Source organism: Pseudomonas sp. R5(2019) (genome assembly GCF_009905435.1).
Lineage (GTDB): Bacteria > Pseudomonadota > Gammaproteobacteria > Pseudomonadales > Pseudomonadaceae > Aquipseudomonas.
In genome coordinates this window covers 15,228-31,933 of the sequence record NZ_JAAAMT010000031.1, presented here as the reverse complement: position 1 = coordinate 31,933, position 16,706 = coordinate 15,228, and the positions used below count along the sequence as shown (strand labels likewise).

18 protein-coding genes and 1 pseudogene are annotated in these 16,706 nt (G+C 60.9%); 9 read left to right on the top strand and 10 right to left on the bottom strand.

Annotation, left to right across the window (positions count from 1 at the left end):
- Window positions 1-8: 8 nt before the first annotated feature.
- The 3 genes from GUY40_RS18895 to GUY40_RS18885 are packed head-to-tail and all read left to right on the top strand — an operon-like array spanning window position 9 to window position 2,605.
- Window positions 9-1,061, top strand: coding sequence for a COX15/CtaA family protein (locus GUY40_RS18895; RefSeq protein ID WP_166570425.1), 1,053 nt, complete (start codon window positions 9-11; stop codon window positions 1,059-1,061).
- A gap of 15 nt (window positions 1,062-1,076) precedes the next feature.
- The gene (gene cyoE / locus GUY40_RS18890) at window positions 1,077-1,976 is read left to right on the top strand and encodes a heme o synthase (RefSeq protein WP_166570424.1); all 900 of its coding nucleotides are present in this window, start codon (window positions 1,077-1,079) and stop codon (window positions 1,974-1,976) included.
- Window positions 1,973-2,605: an SCO family protein gene (locus tag GUY40_RS18885; RefSeq protein ID WP_166570423.1), complete on the top strand. Its 633-nt coding sequence runs from the start codon at window positions 1,973-1,975 to the stop codon at window positions 2,603-2,605. The genes cyoE and GUY40_RS18885 overlap by 4 nt, the downstream gene beginning before the upstream one ends.
- 144 nt (window positions 2,606-2,749) lie before the next feature.
- Here GUY40_RS18885 and GUY40_RS18880 read toward each other — a convergent pair whose 3' ends face one another.
- Genes GUY40_RS18880 through GUY40_RS18870 form a run of 3 tightly spaced genes read right to left on the bottom strand, consistent with a single transcriptional unit; the run spans window position 2,750 to window position 5,260 of the window.
- Complete coding sequence (locus tag GUY40_RS18880; protein WP_166570422.1) at window positions 2,750-3,523, bottom strand: MetQ/NlpA family ABC transporter substrate-binding protein; 774 nt, start codon at window positions 3,521-3,523, stop codon at window positions 2,750-2,752.
- Window positions 3,524-3,581: 58 nt separating this feature from the next.
- Window positions 3,582-4,253 carry a methionine ABC transporter permease gene (locus GUY40_RS18875; protein ID WP_166570421.1) on the bottom strand — a complete coding sequence of 224 codons (672 nt, stop codon included), beginning with the start codon at window positions 4,251-4,253 and terminating at the stop codon, window positions 3,582-3,584.
- Window positions 4,253-5,260 carry a methionine ABC transporter ATP-binding protein gene (locus tag GUY40_RS18870; protein WP_166570420.1) on the bottom strand — a complete coding sequence of 336 codons (1,008 nt, stop codon included), beginning with the start codon at window positions 5,258-5,260 and terminating at the stop codon, window positions 4,253-4,255. Before GUY40_RS18870 ends, GUY40_RS18875 begins: the two co-directional genes overlap by 1 nt.
- A 287-nt stretch (window positions 5,261-5,547) precedes the next feature.
- Between GUY40_RS18870 and GUY40_RS28850 the strand changes: the two are divergent.
- Window positions 5,548-5,613, top strand: a pseudogene (locus tag GUY40_RS28850) (hypothetical protein); the annotation flags it as partial.
- Between the two features lie 33 nt (window positions 5,614-5,646).
- Here the strand turns inward: GUY40_RS28850 and GUY40_RS18865 are convergent.
- From GUY40_RS18865 to zur, 4 genes are all read right to left on the bottom strand, one after another.
- The gene (locus GUY40_RS18865; protein WP_166570419.1) at window positions 5,647-6,360 is read right to left on the bottom strand and encodes a PA5502 family lipoprotein; all 714 of its coding nucleotides are present in this window, start codon (window positions 6,358-6,360) and stop codon (window positions 5,647-5,649) included.
- 123 nt (window positions 6,361-6,483) lie between these two features.
- Entirely contained in the window at window positions 6,484-7,266 is a 783-nt protein-coding gene (znuB, locus tag GUY40_RS18860) for a zinc ABC transporter permease subunit ZnuB (RefSeq protein WP_166570418.1), read from the bottom strand.
- Window positions 7,259-8,038, bottom strand: a complete 780-nt coding sequence (znuC, locus tag GUY40_RS18855) for a zinc ABC transporter ATP-binding protein ZnuC (protein ID WP_166570417.1) — start codon at window positions 8,036-8,038, stop codon at window positions 7,259-7,261. Before znuC ends, znuB begins: the two co-directional genes overlap by 8 nt.
- Window positions 8,038-8,520 (bottom strand): zinc uptake transcriptional repressor Zur, encoded by a 483-nt coding sequence (gene zur / locus GUY40_RS18850; protein WP_166570416.1) that lies wholly within the window; start codon window positions 8,518-8,520, stop codon window positions 8,038-8,040. The genes znuC and zur overlap by 1 nt, the downstream gene beginning before the upstream one ends.
- 66 nt (window positions 8,521-8,586) lie before the next feature.
- Between zur and GUY40_RS18845 the strand changes: the two genes are divergently transcribed.
- Complete coding sequence (locus GUY40_RS18845) at window positions 8,587-9,510, top strand: zinc ABC transporter substrate-binding protein (RefSeq protein ID WP_371924852.1); 924 nt, start codon at window positions 8,587-8,589, stop codon at window positions 9,508-9,510.
- Between the two features lie 149 nt (window positions 9,511-9,659).
- On the opposite strand, the gene GUY40_RS18840 is transcribed toward GUY40_RS18845, so the two are convergent.
- Together GUY40_RS18840 and GUY40_RS18835 are read right to left on the bottom strand one after the other, a co-directional pair.
- The gene (locus GUY40_RS18840; RefSeq protein ID WP_166570414.1) at window positions 9,660-10,610 is read right to left on the bottom strand and encodes a homoserine kinase; all 951 of its coding nucleotides are present in this window, start codon (window positions 10,608-10,610) and stop codon (window positions 9,660-9,662) included.
- Between the two features lie 64 nt (window positions 10,611-10,674).
- Window positions 10,675-10,962 carry a DUF2782 domain-containing protein gene (locus tag GUY40_RS18835; protein WP_166570413.1) on the bottom strand — a complete coding sequence of 96 codons (288 nt, stop codon included), beginning with the start codon at window positions 10,960-10,962 and terminating at the stop codon, window positions 10,675-10,677.
- Between the two features lie 74 nt (window positions 10,963-11,036).
- On the opposite strand from GUY40_RS18835, the gene polA reads away from it, so the two are divergent.
- Window positions 11,037-13,799 carry a DNA polymerase I gene (gene polA / locus GUY40_RS18830; protein WP_166570412.1) on the top strand — a complete coding sequence of 921 codons (2,763 nt, stop codon included), beginning with the start codon at window positions 11,037-11,039 and terminating at the stop codon, window positions 13,797-13,799.
- A gap of 291 nt (window positions 13,800-14,090) precedes the next feature.
- Here the strand turns inward: polA and yihA are convergent, their stop codons facing one another.
- Window positions 14,091-14,723, bottom strand: a complete 633-nt coding sequence (yihA, locus tag GUY40_RS18825) for a ribosome biogenesis GTP-binding protein YihA/YsxC (protein ID WP_166570411.1) — start codon at window positions 14,721-14,723, stop codon at window positions 14,091-14,093.
- A gap of 191 nt (window positions 14,724-14,914) precedes the next feature.
- On the opposite strand from yihA, the gene GUY40_RS18820 reads away from it, so the two are divergent.
- The 3 genes from GUY40_RS18820 (at window position 14,915) to GUY40_RS18810 (ending at window position 16,697) form a co-directional block, all read left to right on the top strand.
- Window positions 14,915-15,205: a cytochrome c5 family protein gene (locus GUY40_RS18820; protein ID WP_166570410.1), complete on the top strand. Its 291-nt coding sequence runs from the start codon at window positions 14,915-14,917 to the stop codon at window positions 15,203-15,205.
- A gap of 47 nt (window positions 15,206-15,252) precedes the next feature.
- Window positions 15,253-15,858 (top strand): cytochrome c, encoded by a 606-nt coding sequence (locus GUY40_RS18815; protein ID WP_166570409.1) that lies wholly within the window; start codon window positions 15,253-15,255, stop codon window positions 15,856-15,858.
- A 203-nt stretch (window positions 15,859-16,061) separates the two neighbouring features.
- Window positions 16,062-16,697 (top strand): thiol:disulfide interchange protein DsbA/DsbL, encoded by a 636-nt coding sequence (locus GUY40_RS18810; RefSeq protein WP_166570408.1) that lies wholly within the window; start codon window positions 16,062-16,064, stop codon window positions 16,695-16,697.
- The last annotated feature ends 9 nt before the right edge of the window (window positions 16,698-16,706 follow it).

The window sequence follows — 16,706 nt, the reverse complement described above, 5'->3', positions numbered from 1 at the left end:
ACATGCTCATGGCCAGACCAGGATATCGCCTTGCCTTGTTCGCCACCGTGCTGGCACTGGTGGTGGTGCTACTGGGTGCCTATACCCGCCTGACCCACGCCGGACTTGGTTGCCCCGACTGGCCGGGTTGCTACGGGTTTATCAGCGTGCCGAAGACCGAAGCGCAGCTGGCCCATGCCGAGCGGCACTTCCCTGAAACGCCAGTGGAGGCGCACAAGGGCCGCAATGAAATGCTCCATCGTTATTTTGCCGGCGCTCTGGCGCTGGTCATCGGCTTGCTGGCGGTGAACGCCTGGCGTCGACATGGCCGCGACGGGCAGCCACTCAAGTTGCCGCTGGTGCTGCTGGGGGGGGTGGTTGTCCAGGCGGCGTTCGGCATGTGGACCGTCACGCTCAAGCTTTGGCCGCAGGTGGTGACGGCGCATCTGTTGGGCGGTTTTGCGATCTTGAGCCTGCTGTTTTTACTCAGTTTGCGCCTGTCCGGTGCCTTCCAGCCGCTGGCGGATCTGCCGCTGCGCCTGCGCCGCTGGGCGGCGCTGGGCTTGCTGTTGGTAATCGGGCAGATCGCGCTGGGTAGCTGGGTCAGCTCCAACTATGCCGCCGTCGCCTGCGTGGATTTGCCGACGTGCCACGGCCAATGGTGGCCGGCGACCGACTTTGCCAACGGCTTTCATTTGACTCAGCACATCGGCCCCAATTACCTGGGCGGCCAGCTGGACAGCGATGCCCGCACCGCCATCCACTTGACCCATCGGATCGGCGCACTGCTGGTCTCGCTGGTGCTATTGACGCTGGCCTGGCAGCTGCGCACCGCCGGGCTACCGAAGTTGGCAGGGATAGTTGTCGTGGCGCTGGTGCTGCAGATCAGCCTCGGGATCAGCAATGTGCTGTTTCACCTGCCGCTGGCGGTCGCGGTCGCTCACAACGCGGGCGGCGCCGGGTTGTTGCTGACGTTGGTGCTGGTCAATTACCGAACCCGCGTGGTCGCAGTGCCAGCCACCCGCCGGGTACTCATTCGCTGGCGACCCTCCCCGGCTTTCATCGGCCCAGGGCGGGTATGACACAGGAGCTTCCCCATGGCGTCATTGACGCAAGCACACGGCAACCAGGCTGGCTGGCGCGACTATCTGGAGCTGACCAAGCCGAAGGTGGTGGTGTTGATGCTGATCACCTCGCTGGGCGGTATGTTCCTCGCCACCCGCGCGGGCGTGCCGTGGACAGTCCTGCTGTTCGGTAACCTGGGCATCGGCTGTTGTGCCGGCGCGGCAGCGGCGGTCAACCATGTGGTCGACCGGCGTATCGATGCCGTCATGACCCGCACTCACAAGCGGCCCTTGGCCGAGGGTCGGGTAACGCCCTTGGCCGCCCTCACCTTCGCGTTGCTGCTGGCACTGCTGGGCCAGGGTTTGCTGCTGGTCTTCACCAACCCGTTGACGGCCTGGCTGACGTTGGCGTCGTTGTTGGGGTACGCGGTGATCTACACCGGTTTCCTCAAGCGCGCGACGCCGCAGAATATCGTGATCGGCGGGCTGGCCGGCGCAGCGCCACCGCTGTTGGGCTGGGTAGCCGTGACCGGGCATTTGAGTGCCGAACCCTTGTTGCTGATGCTGATCATCTTCGCCTGGACCCCGCCGCACTTCTGGGCGCTGGCCATTCACCGCAAGGAGGAATACGCCAAGGCCGACATCCCGATGTTGCCGGTGACTCATGGCGAGCACTACACCAAGGTGCATATCCTGCTGTACACCGGCGCCCTGTTGGCGGTGAGCCTGTTGCCGTTCGTGATCCACATGAGCGGCCTGCTCTACCTGGCCTGTGCGCTGGTGCTGGGCCTGCGCTTCCTGCAATGGGCCTGGGTGTTGTACCGTGGCACTCGGCCGCACGCGGCGATCAAGACCTTCAAGTATTCTATTTATTACTTGCTTCTGTTGTTCATCGCGCTGCTTGTAGACCATTACCTACTGTTGAATCTATGACTCGAACCCAGAAAACCGTCTTTATCCTCGTGGCCCTGGTCGCCTTGATCCTGGGCCTGACCATCAACAAGGTGCTCACCAACAAAGGCCAGGTCGATACCACCGCCCTGATCGATGCCGGCATCATCCTGCTGCCCCAGAGCCGCACCGTGCCCAGTGTCGAGATGACCGATGAGAGCGGCCAGCCGGTGGCGGTCAATGAGTTGAAGGGCAAGTGGTCGCTGCTGTTCTTTGGCTACACCTTCTGCCCGGACATCTGCCCGACTACGCTGGCCCAACTGCGCCAGGTCAAGAGCGAGCTGCCCAGGGAGGTGACTGACAGGTTGCAGGTGATTCTGGTCAGCATCGACCCGAACCGCGACACACCGCAGCAGCTCAAGCAGTACCTGGGTTATTTCGACAAGGACTTCAGAGGCTTGACTGGCTCACTGGAGGCGACCCAGAAGCTGGCCAATGGCGTCAGTATTCCATTCATTCCGGCCGACACCAGCAAGCCGGACTACACCGTCGACCACAGCGGCAACCTGGCCCTGCTGGGGCCGGACGGTACGCAACGCGGGTTTATTCGGTCGCCATTCAACAATCAGAAGCTGATTGCGCAATTACCGGAGTTGGTGAAGCGCGACTGATGTGTACGACGCGGTTTGTCTGCTTAACCGCGGTGCGGCCATCGCCAGCAAGCTGTGCTCCTACCGTTGTAGGAGCCAGGCTTGCCTGCGATGAAGGCGACGCGGTTCGTCTGGTTAACCGCGGTACAGGCATCGGTCAGCGCATCAGAACGCCGGAACCACGGCACCCTTGTACTTCTCGTTGATGAACGCTTTCACTTCAGGGCTGTGCAGCGCGCCAACCAGCTTCTGCATGGCGGCCGAGTCCTTGTTGTCCGGGCGGGTAACCAGGATGTTCACGTACGGCGAATCCTTGCCTTCGATGATCAACGCATCCTTGGCCGGGTCCAGCTTGGCTTCCAGCGCATAGTTGGTGTTGATCAGCGCCAGGTCGACCTGGGTCAGCACGCGTGGCAGGGTGGCGGCTTCCAGCTCACGGATCTTCAGGCTTTTCGGGTTCTCGGCGATGTCCTTCGGCGTGGACAGGATGTTGCCCGCGTCCTTGAGGGTGATCAGACCGGCCTTTTGCAGCAGCAGCAAGGCGCGACCACCATTGGTGGCATCGTTGGGGATGACCACATTGGCGCCGCTTGGCAGTTCTTCCAGCTTCTTGACCTTGCTCGAGTAAGCGCCCAGTGGCTCCAGGTGCACGCCGGCCACGCTGACCAGGTTGGTGCCCTTGCCCTTGTTGAACTCATCCAGGTACGGCTGGTGCTGGAAGAAGTTGGCGTCCAGACGCTTTTCGGCAACCTGCACGTTTGGCTGGATGTAGTCGGTGAAGACCTTGACCTTCAGGTCTACGCCTTCCTTGGCCAGCGTCGGTTTGACGAACTCAAGGATCTCGGCGTGCGGCACGGCAGTGGCGGCCACGGTCAGGGTATCGGCTGCGTGGGCCGAAAAGGCCGCGACGGCGGCGAATGCTGCGAACAGTTTTTTCATTCATCACTCCTTGTGAGGGCCTTGCGGCCCCCGGTGTCGGCATGGCCGACCCCTGCGGTTATTTACGGGAAAAGTGCACGACCAGCTTGTCGCCGACGCTTTGCAGAATTTGCACCAGGATCAACAGCAGCACCACCGTCACCACCATCACATCGGTCTGGAAGCGCTGGTAGCCGAAGCGGATGGCCAGGTCGCCCAAGCCACCGGCACCGACCACACCGGCCATCGCGGTATAGGACACGAGGGTGATTGCGGTAACGGTAATGGCGGCGAAAATACCCGGCCGGGCTTCCGGCAGCAGCGCGCTCATGATGATCTGGCGGGTGGTGGCGCCCATGGCCTGGGTGGCTTCGATGATGCCGCGATCGACTTCACGCAGGGCGGTCTCTACCAGCCGCGCAAAGAATGGCGTGGCGCCTACCACCAGCGGTGGAATGGCCCCGGCGACCCCCAGTGACGTGCCGGTGATCAGCACGGTGAACGGAATCATCACAATCAGCAGAATGATGAACGGCAGCGAACGCAGGATGTTCACCACCAGCGACAGCAAGGCATAGACGCCCTTTTGCTCGAACAGCTGGCGCGGGCCGCAGAGGAACAACAGTACGCCCAGCGGCAGGCCCAGCAATACGGTAAACAACAGCGAGCCACCCAGCATCAGCAGGGTATCGACCGTCGCCAGCCAGATTTCACTCCAGTCGACGTTGGCAAAAAAACTCAAGGCGTCCATTAGCGCAGGACCTCCATATGTACGTCCGCTTGCTCGAAGCGGGTGAAGGCTGCGTCCATGTCGCCGCCGGTAACTGCCAGGGTCAATTGACCGTAAGGGATTTCCTTGATGCGGTCGATACGACCGGCCAGGATGCTGTAGTCCACGCCTGTTTCACGAGCGACGGTGCCCAGCAGCGGCGCATAAGTGGCGTCACCCTGGAAGGTCAACCGCACGATGCGCCCGGGTACATGGGCGAAGTCGTCGCGCTGTTCGCCTTCGTCAATCTGCTCGTCTTCCTGAACAAACCGCTTGGTGGTCGGGTGCTGCGGGTGCAGGAAAACGTCGGCCACAGGGCCCTGTTCGACGATTCTGCCGGCATCCATGACCGCTACCTGATCACAGACACGACGGATCACGTCCATCTCGTGGGTAATCAGCACGATGGTCAGCTTCAGTTCGCGGTTGATCTCGGCCAGCAATTGCAGGACCGAAGCAGTGGTCTGCGGGTCGAGGGCGCTGGTGGCCTCATCGCACAGCAGAATCTTCGGCTGGGTGGCCAGGGCGCGGGCGATGCCGACGCGTTGTTTCTGGCCGCCGGACAGTTGCGCCGGGTACTTCCTGGCATGGTCGGACAGACCCACCCGTGCCAACAACTCGCCGACGCGACGGTCAATCTCGCCCCGGGACAGCTCGCCGGCCAGGGTCAGTGGCAAGGCGACGTTGTCGGCCACCGTCTTGGAGGCGAGCAGATTGAAGTGCTGGAAAATCATCCCGACCTGCTGGCGGAAGCGCCGTAGCTGGTTGGCGTCGAAGGCGGTGACCTCTTCACCGTCAACAATGATCTTGCCACCGCTTGGCGCTTCCAGGCGGTTGATCAGACGCAGCAGGGTACTTTTGCCGGCACCGGAATGGCCGATCAGGCCAAACACCTGGCCGTTCGCAACGGTCAGGTTCGTGGGGTGCAGCGCGGGGATATCCCTACCGGCGACACGGTAGGTTTTATGGACATTTTGAAACTCGATCACTTAGCGAACCTTGTGGGGCGCATGAATGGGGTCAGCGGTTAGCCGGGGGCGCATTTTAGCCTGTTCGTATAGAGGTTCTTAGCATTTATTTCGAATCGGTCCAATCAACGCGGAATAACGCGATCAGTGGTCGATACAGCAAATCCATGGAGGGATGCGGGGCAATTCAATGGAACGGTGCCACAGCACACCAGTCACTACTGAGAGCGCCATCGCGCAGAACTGATCAGGGTGTGAAGGTTGCCGATAACCAGAACACCCTGAAGGCGGGGTGGGGAATAACATTCCAGGATGCGATCAAGTTTCCCGATTTCGTTCACGCGGTGAAGCCTGAACCGCATAACCGGCGCCCAAGGCCGGACCGCCGCTCCTGCATCAGGTTTGTGTCAAGGTTGAGCGGGGGTCAGCACGATCTGCGCGGGCAACTTGCGGTGAATCTCGCGGCTCTGCTGTAACGCGAAATCGGCGTCTCGGTGAGTGACGCGTTTGTTAAGCAGGGTAGACAGCCACGGGTAATCTTCGGTGCGTGGCACCTGGAAGACCACAGTGCAGTTGTAATTGACTACATCGGCGGCAATGTCATCCAGTTGCTGGCGAAGCTGTGCAATATCGTTGATTTTCAGCGCAACCACAGTACTCGGGGCGCTTGGGTCAATGACCTTGGCCTTCGGCTTGGCTTCCGCTTCAATAAGCGCTGCTTCAATCTTTTCGAGCTCGGCCTTGCGAGCCTGGGCGATGGCGCCATTGACGCCGCCGGTGAGGGCGGGAGCCTTGGGCATCAGAACGCGCGCCCGCGCCAGGGCGGTGGCCGCTGCATTGACGTCGCCTTTTTGCAGCACGATCTGGCTGCGTTGCAGGTAGGCCTCGGCCAGCTGGCGCTGGTACTGCACCAGGCGGGGATCATCGGGTGTCTTGGCCTGCAGGGCTGCCAACTGGTCTTCTGCGGTCGCCAACTCGCTGCTGGCGATGCTTTGGGCCAATTGCTGGTAGCCCTCGGGCTCGGCAGGAACGGCGACAGTGTCGGCAGGCTTGGTTTGGCAAGCGGCCAACAAAAAAGAAAACGCGGCAAGGAGCAGATAACGTGAGGCGAACGGCTTCATTCCTGCGACTCTCTGTTTGCGCAAAAAACGAGCAAGTCTACACCCAGTCCTTTGGCTCGAAAATAACTGTTCACGTTGTGCCGCTGGTTTTGATGTCGCAGGGTGTAACCACCCTGCCTCATCTCAACGTTTAGGCAGCGCGAAACTCAACAAGAATAGCACCGCCGCCGCGACCACGATCGATGGCCCGGCCGGGGTGTCCTTGAACCACGACAATGCCAGGCCGCTGCACACCGCGAAAATCCCCAACAGGCTGGCGCCCAGTGCCATTTGCTCGGGAGAATGCGCATGGCGTTGCGCGGCGGCGGCCGGAATGATCAGCAGCGAGGTGATCAACAGCACGCCGACGATTTTCATGGCCACGGCGATCACCACCGCAATCAACAGCATCAGCGTCATGCGCAAGGCAGCGACCGGCAGGCCTTCAACGGTCGCCAGCTCTTCGTGCACGGTAATCGCCAGTAACGGGCGCCACAGGGCCACCAGCAGCAGGAGTACACCGGCGCTGCCGCCGAGAATCCAGGCAAGGTCGGTCGGGCTGATCGCCAGCAGGTCACCGAACAGGTAGCCCATCAAGTCGATGCGCACATCATGCATGAAGCTGAGCACCACCAGGCCCAGCGACAAAGTGCTGGGCGCCAGGATCCCCAAGAGCGTGTCGGACGCCAGCGGCTGGCGTTGTTGCAGCGTCACCAGCAGGATTGCCAGCAACAGGCAGCCGACCGTGACCGCGATGGCCGGGCTGACATCCAGCAGGAAACCCAGCGCCACACCAAGCAATGCGGCATGTGACAGGGTGTCGCCAAAATAGGCCATGCGCCGCCAGACCACAAAAGAGCCGAGTGGGCCTGCAACCACCGCCAGGGATAAACCTGCGAGCAGGGCGTAAAACAGAAAATCAGCCATGCTTGCAGTGTTCTCCGTGCACATGTCCGCTAACAGGGGTGAGCACCACCGAGCCATGCAGGTCGTGGGCGTGGTCATGGTGATGGTGATAAATCGCAAGGCTCGGTGCGTTATTGCCGAACAGTTCGACGAAGGCCGGATCGCCGCTGACCTGCTCCGGGTGGCCGGAACAACAAACGTGGCGATTGAGGCAGACCACCTGGTCAGTGGTGCTCATCACCAGGTGCAAGTCGTGGGAGACCATCAGCACGCCGCACTGGTGGCGGTCGCGCAAGCGGGTAATCAGGCTGTACAGCTCGGCCTGGCCGGCTACGTCGACGCCTTGGACCGGTTCATCGAGCACCAGCAATTCGGGTTCGCGCAGCAGCGCCCGGGCCAGCAGCACGCGTTGCATTTCGCCACCGGAAACGGTCTGGATCGGGCTGTCGATCACCTGTTCGGCGCCCACTTCCTTGAGTGCCGCCAGTGCCCGGGCGCGATCGACGCCAGGTACCAGGCGCAGAAAGCGCAGCACCGATAACGGCAGTGTCGGGTCGACGTGGAGCTTTTGCGGCATGTAGCCGATACGCAGTTTCGGTTTTCGCCAGACGCTGCCGGTCGTGGGCTTGAGCAACCCGAGCACCGCTCGCACCAGGGTGGTCTTGCCGGCGCCGTTGGGGCCGATCAGGGTGACGATCTGACCGGGTTCGACGCTCAGCTGGATATCGTCCAGCACGTTTTGCCCGGCGATGGTCACTGCCACTTTTTCAAGACGAATCAATGCAGTGCTCATTACGCCCCCCGGCAGCTCGAGCAAAGCCCGACCACTTCGACGGTTTGCGTTTCAACGCTGAAGCCCACCGCCTCGGCACTGCTGATGATCGCGTTGCTGATGGTTTTTTGCTCAAGCTCGATGGCCACGTGGCATTCGCGGCAGATCAGAAATTGCCCCTGGTGTGCATGCTCGGGGTGGCTGCAACCGATAAAGGCGTTGAGCGAGGCGATACGGTGGACCAGGCTGTTCTCCAGCAGAAAGTCGAGCGCTCGGTACACCGTGGGCGGCGCTGCGCGACGGCCGTCCTGCTCGCTGAGCACCGCGAGAATGTCATATGCCCCCAGCGGCTTGTGGCTTTGCCAGACCAGCTCCAGCACGCGACGACGCAATGCGGTCAGGCGCAGGCCTTGGCGAGCGCACAGCGCATCCGCCTCGGACAGGGCGCTGTGAACGCAATGGGAATGGTCGTGGGGACGGTTGGCCAGCGGGGTAATAGGCATGGGCGGCGACGATTTCCGTGAGAGACGTTATTATGTTACCTGTTCCAGCCGCCTTGAGTGTTCCCCGTGTCCCGACTTTTTGCTCTGTTTGTCGCTTTTTTCGCAAGCCTTGTCGTGTTCAGCCCCGCGCAGGCCGAAGTCCGGGTGCTGACCAGCATCAAGCCGCTGCAGCTGATCGCCGCTGCTGTGCAGGACGGCGTCGGCATCCCGGAAGTGCTGCTGCCACCGGGTGCATCTCCCCACCACTACGCGCTGCGTCCTTCGGATGTGCGGCGCGTGGGTGACGTCGAATTGCTGTACTGGATCGGCCCTGATTTGGAAGGCTTCATGCCCCGTGTGCTGCAAAACCGCAGCAAGCCAAGCGTTGCCCTGCAGACATTGCCGGGCCTGCACTTGCGTCACTTTGGCGAAGACAGCCACTCGCATGACGAAGAAGAAACTTCGGACCACGATCATGACCATCGCCCCGGCAGCCTGGATGCCCACCTGTGGCTGTCCCCGGTCAATGCCCGGGTGATCGCCGCGCGTATGGCGGCAGACCTGCGTGAGGCCGATCCTGCGAACGCTGCGCGCTACCAAAGCAACCTGGCGGCCTTCAACGCCTCGATGGATGCACTGGATCAGCGCCTCAAGGCACGAGTCGCCGGTATATCGGGCAAGCCCTACTTTGTTTTCCATGAAACCTTTGACTACTTCGAAGAAGCGTATGGTCTCAAGCACACAGGTGTGTTCAGTGTGGCGGCAGAACTCCAGCCTGGCGCCCAGCATGTGGCAGCCATGCGTGCGCGCTTGCAGCAGGTTGGCAAAACCTGTGTCTTCAGCGAGCCGCCCTTGCGCCCACGGCTGGCCGAAACCCTGACGGCCGGGTTGCCGGTGAAGCTGGCCGAACTCGACGCCCTGGGGGCGAGCGTGCCAGTCGACGGCAAGGGCTATGCGCGGTTGCTGGAGAATCTTGCTAATGACCTGGCGAGTTGTCTGGAGCAGCTCTAAAACTGAACCTTGGGGCCTGGCAAATCTGGATCAGGCATACACCCTGTGGGAGCAAGCTTGCTCGCGATAGGTTCAGCGCGGTTTGACAGACAAACCGCAGCGCCTGCATCGCGAGCGCGCCCCCACAAAGTCAAAAGCTTGCGCTCAGTTCAGAGCGCAAACGGCAGCGGAATATCGACCTTCTGGCGCGATGCCAGTCGCACCTCGAACTCGCTCGGGTCGTGAATCAACACGTCGAGGCCGGCGAACGACTCCGCCGCAATCAACCGCGACAGCCAGAATCGAACGCAGGCCACGCGCAGCATGATCGGCCACAACTGGGCTTCACAGGCCGTGAACGGCCGCAGCGCCGCATAGGCACCCAGCAAGGCCCGGGCACGGCTGTGCTCGATCACACCGTCCTCGTCGCAGCACCAGTCATTCAGGGTGATGGCCAGGTCATACAGCATCGGGCCTGAACAGGCGTTGTAGAAATCGATCAGGCCGGTCAGGTGCGTGCCTTCGAATAGCACGTTGTCGCGGAACAGGTCGGCGTGAAGGTTCGCTCGCGGCAGTGCGAGGATCTGCGCCTTGGCTTGGTCGATTTCCGCCAGCGCAGCCTTCAGCAGTTCGGTTTGCTCGGCGCTCAGGCGCGGCATCAGCTCCGTGCCGGCTTCCAGCATCCAGTCCAGGCCGCGATCGGTCTTGCGCTCCAGTACCCGTGGCTGGGTTGCCAGGTGCAGGTGCGCCAACAGCTCGCCCACTTGCACGCAGTGTTGGGCATTGGGTTCCTTGATGTGCTTGCCCGGCAGCCGTGGTTGCAGCAACGCCGGCTTGCCCGCCAGCTCGCGCAAGGCGATGCCGTCGGTGGTACGCAGGGCGTAAGGCACGGGCAGGTCGGCGTCGTGCAGCACATCGAGCAGCTCAATGAAGAACGGCAAATCCTGGACTGGCCCGCGCTCGACCAGGGTCAGCACATACTCGCCCTGCTCCAGGCTGATGAAGAAGTTGCTGTTTTCGGTTCCGGCAGCAATCCCCTGGAAATCACGCAGGCGGCCGAGGCCGTAAGGGGCTAGGAAGGTTTCCAGCTCAGGCCGGGCCAGGGGGGTGAAGACTGACATGATCAAAAATTGCCCATGATGGCACTTCTTCAGCGAAGTACCCGGTTGATAGAAAGGTGCGACCTTACCACTCAAAGATCTTCCACGACGGAATCAGCATGTCGGGTTGGTCGGAGCGGATAAAGTTCGCATCGGTGCCGTCTGCACGTACCAGGAAGTACGGTTTGCCGTTTTTCGGGGTGATCTTGATTGCATAAAGAAACCCATTCTGGCGATACTCCTGGATCGTTTTGTCGCCCTCCTGGCGAATGGTGACATCCGGATCGGCCGAAGGCGCATCTTCTGCGGCCAGCGCCACGACCGGGCAGGTTGCCATCAGACCTGCCAGTAACAGGCGATTGAGTGTGCGCATGATAACCTTGTCCCTTTGTCGTCAATGATCCGGTCATTCTAGCGCCGGACCCGTCGAAAAGGTTGATTCTGCTCATGAGCCAAGCACCCCTCGTCCTGGTGGACGGTTCTTCTTACCTGTACCGCGCCTTTCATGCGCTCCCGCCACTGACCACCTCCAAGGGTTTGCCGACCGGCGCCGTCAAAGGCGTGTTGAACATGCTCAAGAGCCTGCGCAAGCAGTATCCGGACAGCCTGTTCGCGGTCGTCTTCGACGCCAAGGGCGGGACTTTTCGCGACGAAATGTACGCCGAGTACAAGGCCAACCGCCCCAGTATGCCCGATGACCTACGGTTGCAGATCGAGCCGCTGCACCAAAGTGTGCGCGCGCTGGGCTACCCATTGCTGTGCGTTGAAGGCGTCGAAGCCGACGACGTGATCGGTACTCTGGCCCGCAGCAGCGCCGCGGCCGGGCGCCCAGTGATTATTTCCACTGGCGACAAGGACATGGCCCAGCTGGTCGATGGCCACATTACGCTGGTCAACACCATGACCGGTAGCGTGATGGACGTGGCTGGTGTGAAGGAGAAATTTGGCGTCGGTCCCGAACATATCATCGACTTCCTGGCGCTGATGGGCGACAAGGTCGACAACATTCCTGGCGTTCCGGGTGTCGGTGAAAAAACCGCCGTAGGGCTGCTGCTAGGCGTAGAAGGCGGCTTGAAAGAGCTGTACGACAACCTCGACAAGGTCCCGACCCTGGCCATCCGTGGCGCCAAGACCCTGCCAGCCAAGCTCGAAGAGCACCGTCAGGCGGCCTTCCTGTCTTATGAACTGGCGACAATCAAGATTGATGTGCCGCTGGACGTTGAAGTCGATGCGCTGGTGTGTGGCGAGCCGGACCGTGATGCCTTGCTGGCGCTCTACACCGAGCTTGAATTCAAGAGCTGGGTCGATGAATTGCAGCGCGAGGTCCGACGCACCGGGCAGGAACTGGTAGCTGAAGAGCCCCAGGCCGAGGTAGCGGTCAACTACGAAACCATTCTTGACCAAAGCCGTTTCGATGCCTGGCTGAAAAAACTGCAGGCGGCTGATCTGATCGCTTTCGACACCGAGACCACCGGTCTCGACGCCCAGCAGGCCCAGTTGGTGGGTGTGTCCTTCGCCGTGCAGCCCCATGAAGCGGCCTATGTGCCCCTGACCCATTCCTACATGGGCGTCCCCGCGCAGCTGGACCGCGACACCGTGTTGCTGGCGCTCAAGCCGCTGCTGGAAGACCCGACCAGGATCAAGGTCGGCCAGCACGCCAAATACGACATGAACATCCTGGAAAATTGCGCGATTGGCGGTGATCAAGCCAACGGCGTCCATATGCAAGGTGTCGCTTACGACACCATGCTCGAGTCCTATGTGCTCGACTCCACCGCTACCCGTCATGACATGGACAGCCTGGCCCGGAAGTACCTGGATCACACCACCATCAGCTTCCAGGATATCGCCGGCAAGGGTGCCAAGCAGCTGACTTTCGACCAGATCGCTCTGGAGCAGGCCGGTCCTTATGCCGCCGAAGACGCCGATATCACGCTGCGCCTTCACTACGCCTTGCAGGAGCGCCTGGCGAAGACGCCAAGCGTGCAGTCGGTACTGACCGACATCGAGATGCCGTTGGTGCCGGTGCTGGCGAAGATCGAGCGCCAGGGCGCCCTGGTCGATGCCAACCTGCTGGGGCTTCAGAGCGTGGAGTTGGGCGACAAGCTGGTCGCGCTCGAGCGTGAGGCGTTCGAGATCGCCGGTGAGGAATTCAACCTCGGTTCGCCCAAGCAGCTGGGCGTGATCCTCTACGAAAAGCTCGGCATGCCGATCCTCAACAAAACCGCCAAGGGGCAGGCCTCGACCGCCGAAGCGGTGCTGGCGGAACTGGCCGAGCAGGATTACCCGCTGCCCAAGGTGCTGATGCAGTATCGCTCCCTGAGCAAGCTCAAGAGCACCTACACCGACCGCCTGCCAGAGCAGATCAACCCGCGTACCGGGCGAATCCACACTTCTTACCATCAGGCCGTGGCGGCAACGGGTCGTTTGTCCTCCAGTGACCCGAACCTGCAAAATATCCCGATCCGTACCGCCGAAGGGCGGCGTATTCGTCAGGCCTTCATTGCGCCGCCAGGGTACAAGTTGCTGGCAGCGGATTACTCGCAGATCGAATTGCGGATCATGGCCCACCTGGCCAAGGACGAAGGCCTGCTGCACGCCTTCCGCAATAACCTCGACGTGCACCGCGCCACCGCTGCCGAAGTTTTCGGTGTAGCGCTGGAAGAGGTCACCACCGATCAGCGTCGCAGCGCCAAGGCCATCAACTTCGGCTTGATCTACGGCATGAGTGCCTTTGGTCTGGCCAAGCAGATCGGTGTCGACCGCAAGCAGTCTCAGGATTACATCGATCGCTACTTCGCGCGTTACCCGGGCGTGCTCGGCTATATGGAACGCACCCGCGCTCAGGCGGCAGAGCAAGGGTTTGTCGAAACCCTGTTCGGGCGGCGCCTGTACCTGCCGGATATCAACGCCAAGAACCCGGCCTTGCGCAAAGGCGCTGAACGCACAGCGATCAACGCGCCGATGCAAGGCACCGCCGCCGATATCGTCAAGCGCGCGATGGTGACGGTGGATGGCTGGCTACAGACCTCGGGCCTGGATGCCAAAGTGATCTTGCAGGTACACGATGAATTGGTGCTGGAGGTTCGCGAAGACCTGGTGGATCAGGTCAGCCGGGAAATTCGCCCGCACATGAGCGGCGCGGCAACGCTGGATGTGCCGCTGCTGGTTGAAGTCGGAGTTGGCGCAAACTGGGACGAAGCCCACTGATTCCGGGCCTTTGGCTGCGACTTGCCATCGCAGCCATTCAAGGCACCAGGCCATTAGTGCCGGAAATTTCCAACCTTATCGCAAACAGTTTCCAAACTTCTCGGGAACTAAATCCGTGAAGCTCGACTCAGAGTAACTGAATGGCTGGTGAAGCCCTTCAATGCTCCTATGTTGTGTTAAGTGTTGGCAGATATCTGGACCCCGCCCTAGCGGTCCGGAACCTTAAACCCCGAACTTCCCCCTCCCCATAGAAGTCCGGGGTTTTTTTTGCCTGCGATTTGGCGCAGGGCGTTATTCCGCAACCTTGTCAGGCAATTCAGTCCAGCGTGCCAGCACCACGTAGGCCTCTTCAAGGCCCATACGCTTGGGTGCGGAGAATAGCTGAATGCTGACGGCATCGCCCCAACCCTTGCGAATTTCCGCCTGTACTTTCAGCAGCGCGTTCTTGGCCGCGCCGTAGGTCAGTTTGTCGGCCTTGGTCAGCAGGATATGCATTGGCATACCGCTTGCCACGGACCAGTCGAGCATCATCCGGTCGAAATCGGTCATCGGGTGGCGGATGTCCATCAGCAGGATCACGCCTTTCAAACTCTCACGGCTGCCCAGATAGGCTTCCAGATGACGCTGCCAGTGTTGCTTGAGCGGGATGGGCACTTTGGCATATCCGTAGCCCGGCAGGTCGACCAGACGGCGATCGTCGTCCAGACTGAAGAAATTGAGCAGCTGAGTGCGCCCCGGGGTTTTCGAGGTGCGGGCCAGGCTGGCGTGGGTCAGGGTGTTCAGCGCGCTGGATTTGCCGGCGTTGGAACGGCCGGCGAAGGCCACCTCGTAACCCTCGTCCGGTGGACACTGGTCGACTTTGGCTGCGCTGATGGAGAAGGTGGCTTGTTGGCACAGGCCGAGGATCGGGTTTTTGAGTTGCATGGGAGTTCCGGTTGGGGCGTTGCCGAGAGGGCTCGGTAAGCGGTGTCGTTTCCGTTTCAATAACTGGAGTATATAATGCCTCAGATTTTGTGTGCGTTTTGTCCCAGCGCAGGAGAAAGCTCACCGGGGGGGGCCAGACCTGAATTGCGCCGTAGAACGCAGTGCATCCCCAGCCCTGAAAAGGCCGTTTTATGACGAACTGGCTACTAGCTGCCGGTTTCATGTTGCCGTTTTACAGCGTTCAGGCTGCACAGGATCCGCAAGCGGTGTTCGACCGCGCCTGCGGGGCCTGTCATGCCGGTCAACTGCCTGCGGCGCCCGAAAAAGGTGATGTAAAAGCCTGGGCACCAAGATTGGACAAGGGCACGGAAACGCTGGTGCAACATGTTACCCAGGGTTTCAAGGCAATGCCGCCGCGTGGATTGTGCATGGACTGCAATGCCGAGGATTACCGAGCTGTCATCCAGTGGATGAGCCAATAGTTCCGAGACATTAAATCTTTCACCCTTAGCCGTAGTTGGATTAGCTGATGAACAAATTAATCGTGAGTCTGCTGTTGACCTTGGGCGTTACTGGGATGGCCCATGCCGCGGGCGATGTTGCTGCCGGCCAGGCCAAAGCTGCTGTCTGTGGCGCGTGTCACGGTCCGGACGGCAATAGCATGGCGCCGAACTTTCCAAAAATTGCAGGCCAGGGTGAGCGTTACCTGAACAAGCAGTTGCACGATATCAAGTCGGGCAAGCGCCAGGTACTGGAAATGACCGGGCTGTTGACCAACCTTGGCGATCAGGATCTGGCGGACCTTTCCGCCTACTACGCCAGCCAGAAAGGCAGCGTCGGCGCCGCCGATCCTAATCTGGTGGCCAAGGGCGAAGCGCTGTTCCGTGGCGGCAAGATTGCTGAGGGCATGCCGGCGTGTACCGGTTGCCATTCGCCCAACGGTACTGGCAATGCCGCCGCCGGCTTCCCGCACCTGGGTGGCCAGCATGCTCAGTACGTGGCCAAGCAGTTGACGGACTTTCGCGAAGGCAACCGCACCAACGACGGCGACACAATGGTGATGCGCAGCATCGCCGCCAAGCTGAGCAACAAGGATATCGAGGCGCTGGGCAGCTACGTTCAGGGCCTGCATTAAGGACCAGAGGAAGGCTTGCCGTGAAGTTCTTACATGTCCGGCAATAATTTCCTCCTCAATGCATCGCCTGTTCGGGCAGAAAAAGGGTGGCCCTGGCCACCCTTTTTTATGGCGGCTACCGTTACACTAGCGAACTCAACCTCGTGCCGGCGGGTCATAAGCCAGTCGCACCGGGGCGACCCTTTTATGCTCAGGAGTAAAGCATGCGTAAACTGATTCTCAGCGCCGCTCTCGTGGCTGCCAGCGTGTTCGGTATGAGCGCACAGGCGGCGGATGTGCCTCTGGAGGCAGGTAAAACCTATGTCGAGCTGAGCAAGCCGGTGCCAGTGGCGACCCCAGGCAAGATCGAAGTGGTCGAGCTGTTCTGGTATGGCTGCCCGCACTGCTACGCGTTCGAGCCGACCATCAATCCATGGGTCGAGAAGCTGCCTCAGGATGTTAACTTCGTTCGTATCCCGGCCCTGTTCGGCGGTCCTTGGGATGCCCACGGCCAGTTGTTCCTGACCCTTGAAGCGATGGGTGTGGAGCACAAGGTTCACCAGGCTGTGTTCGTAGCGATCCAGAAAGAACACAAGAAACTGGCGACTCCGGACGAAATGGCCAAGTTCCTGGCGACCCAAGGCGTCGACAAGGACAAGTTCCTGGCCACCTTCAACTCATTCGCCATCAAAGGCCAGATGACCAAAGCCCGGGAGCTTGCCAAGCAGTACGAGGTTACCGGTGTGCCAACCATGGTCGTCAATGGCAAGTATCGCTTTGACCTCGGCAGCGCCGGTGGTCCCGAGGCGACGCTGAACGTTGCCGACCAGCTGATCGCCAAGGAGCGCGCCGCCCAGTAAGCGGCGCAC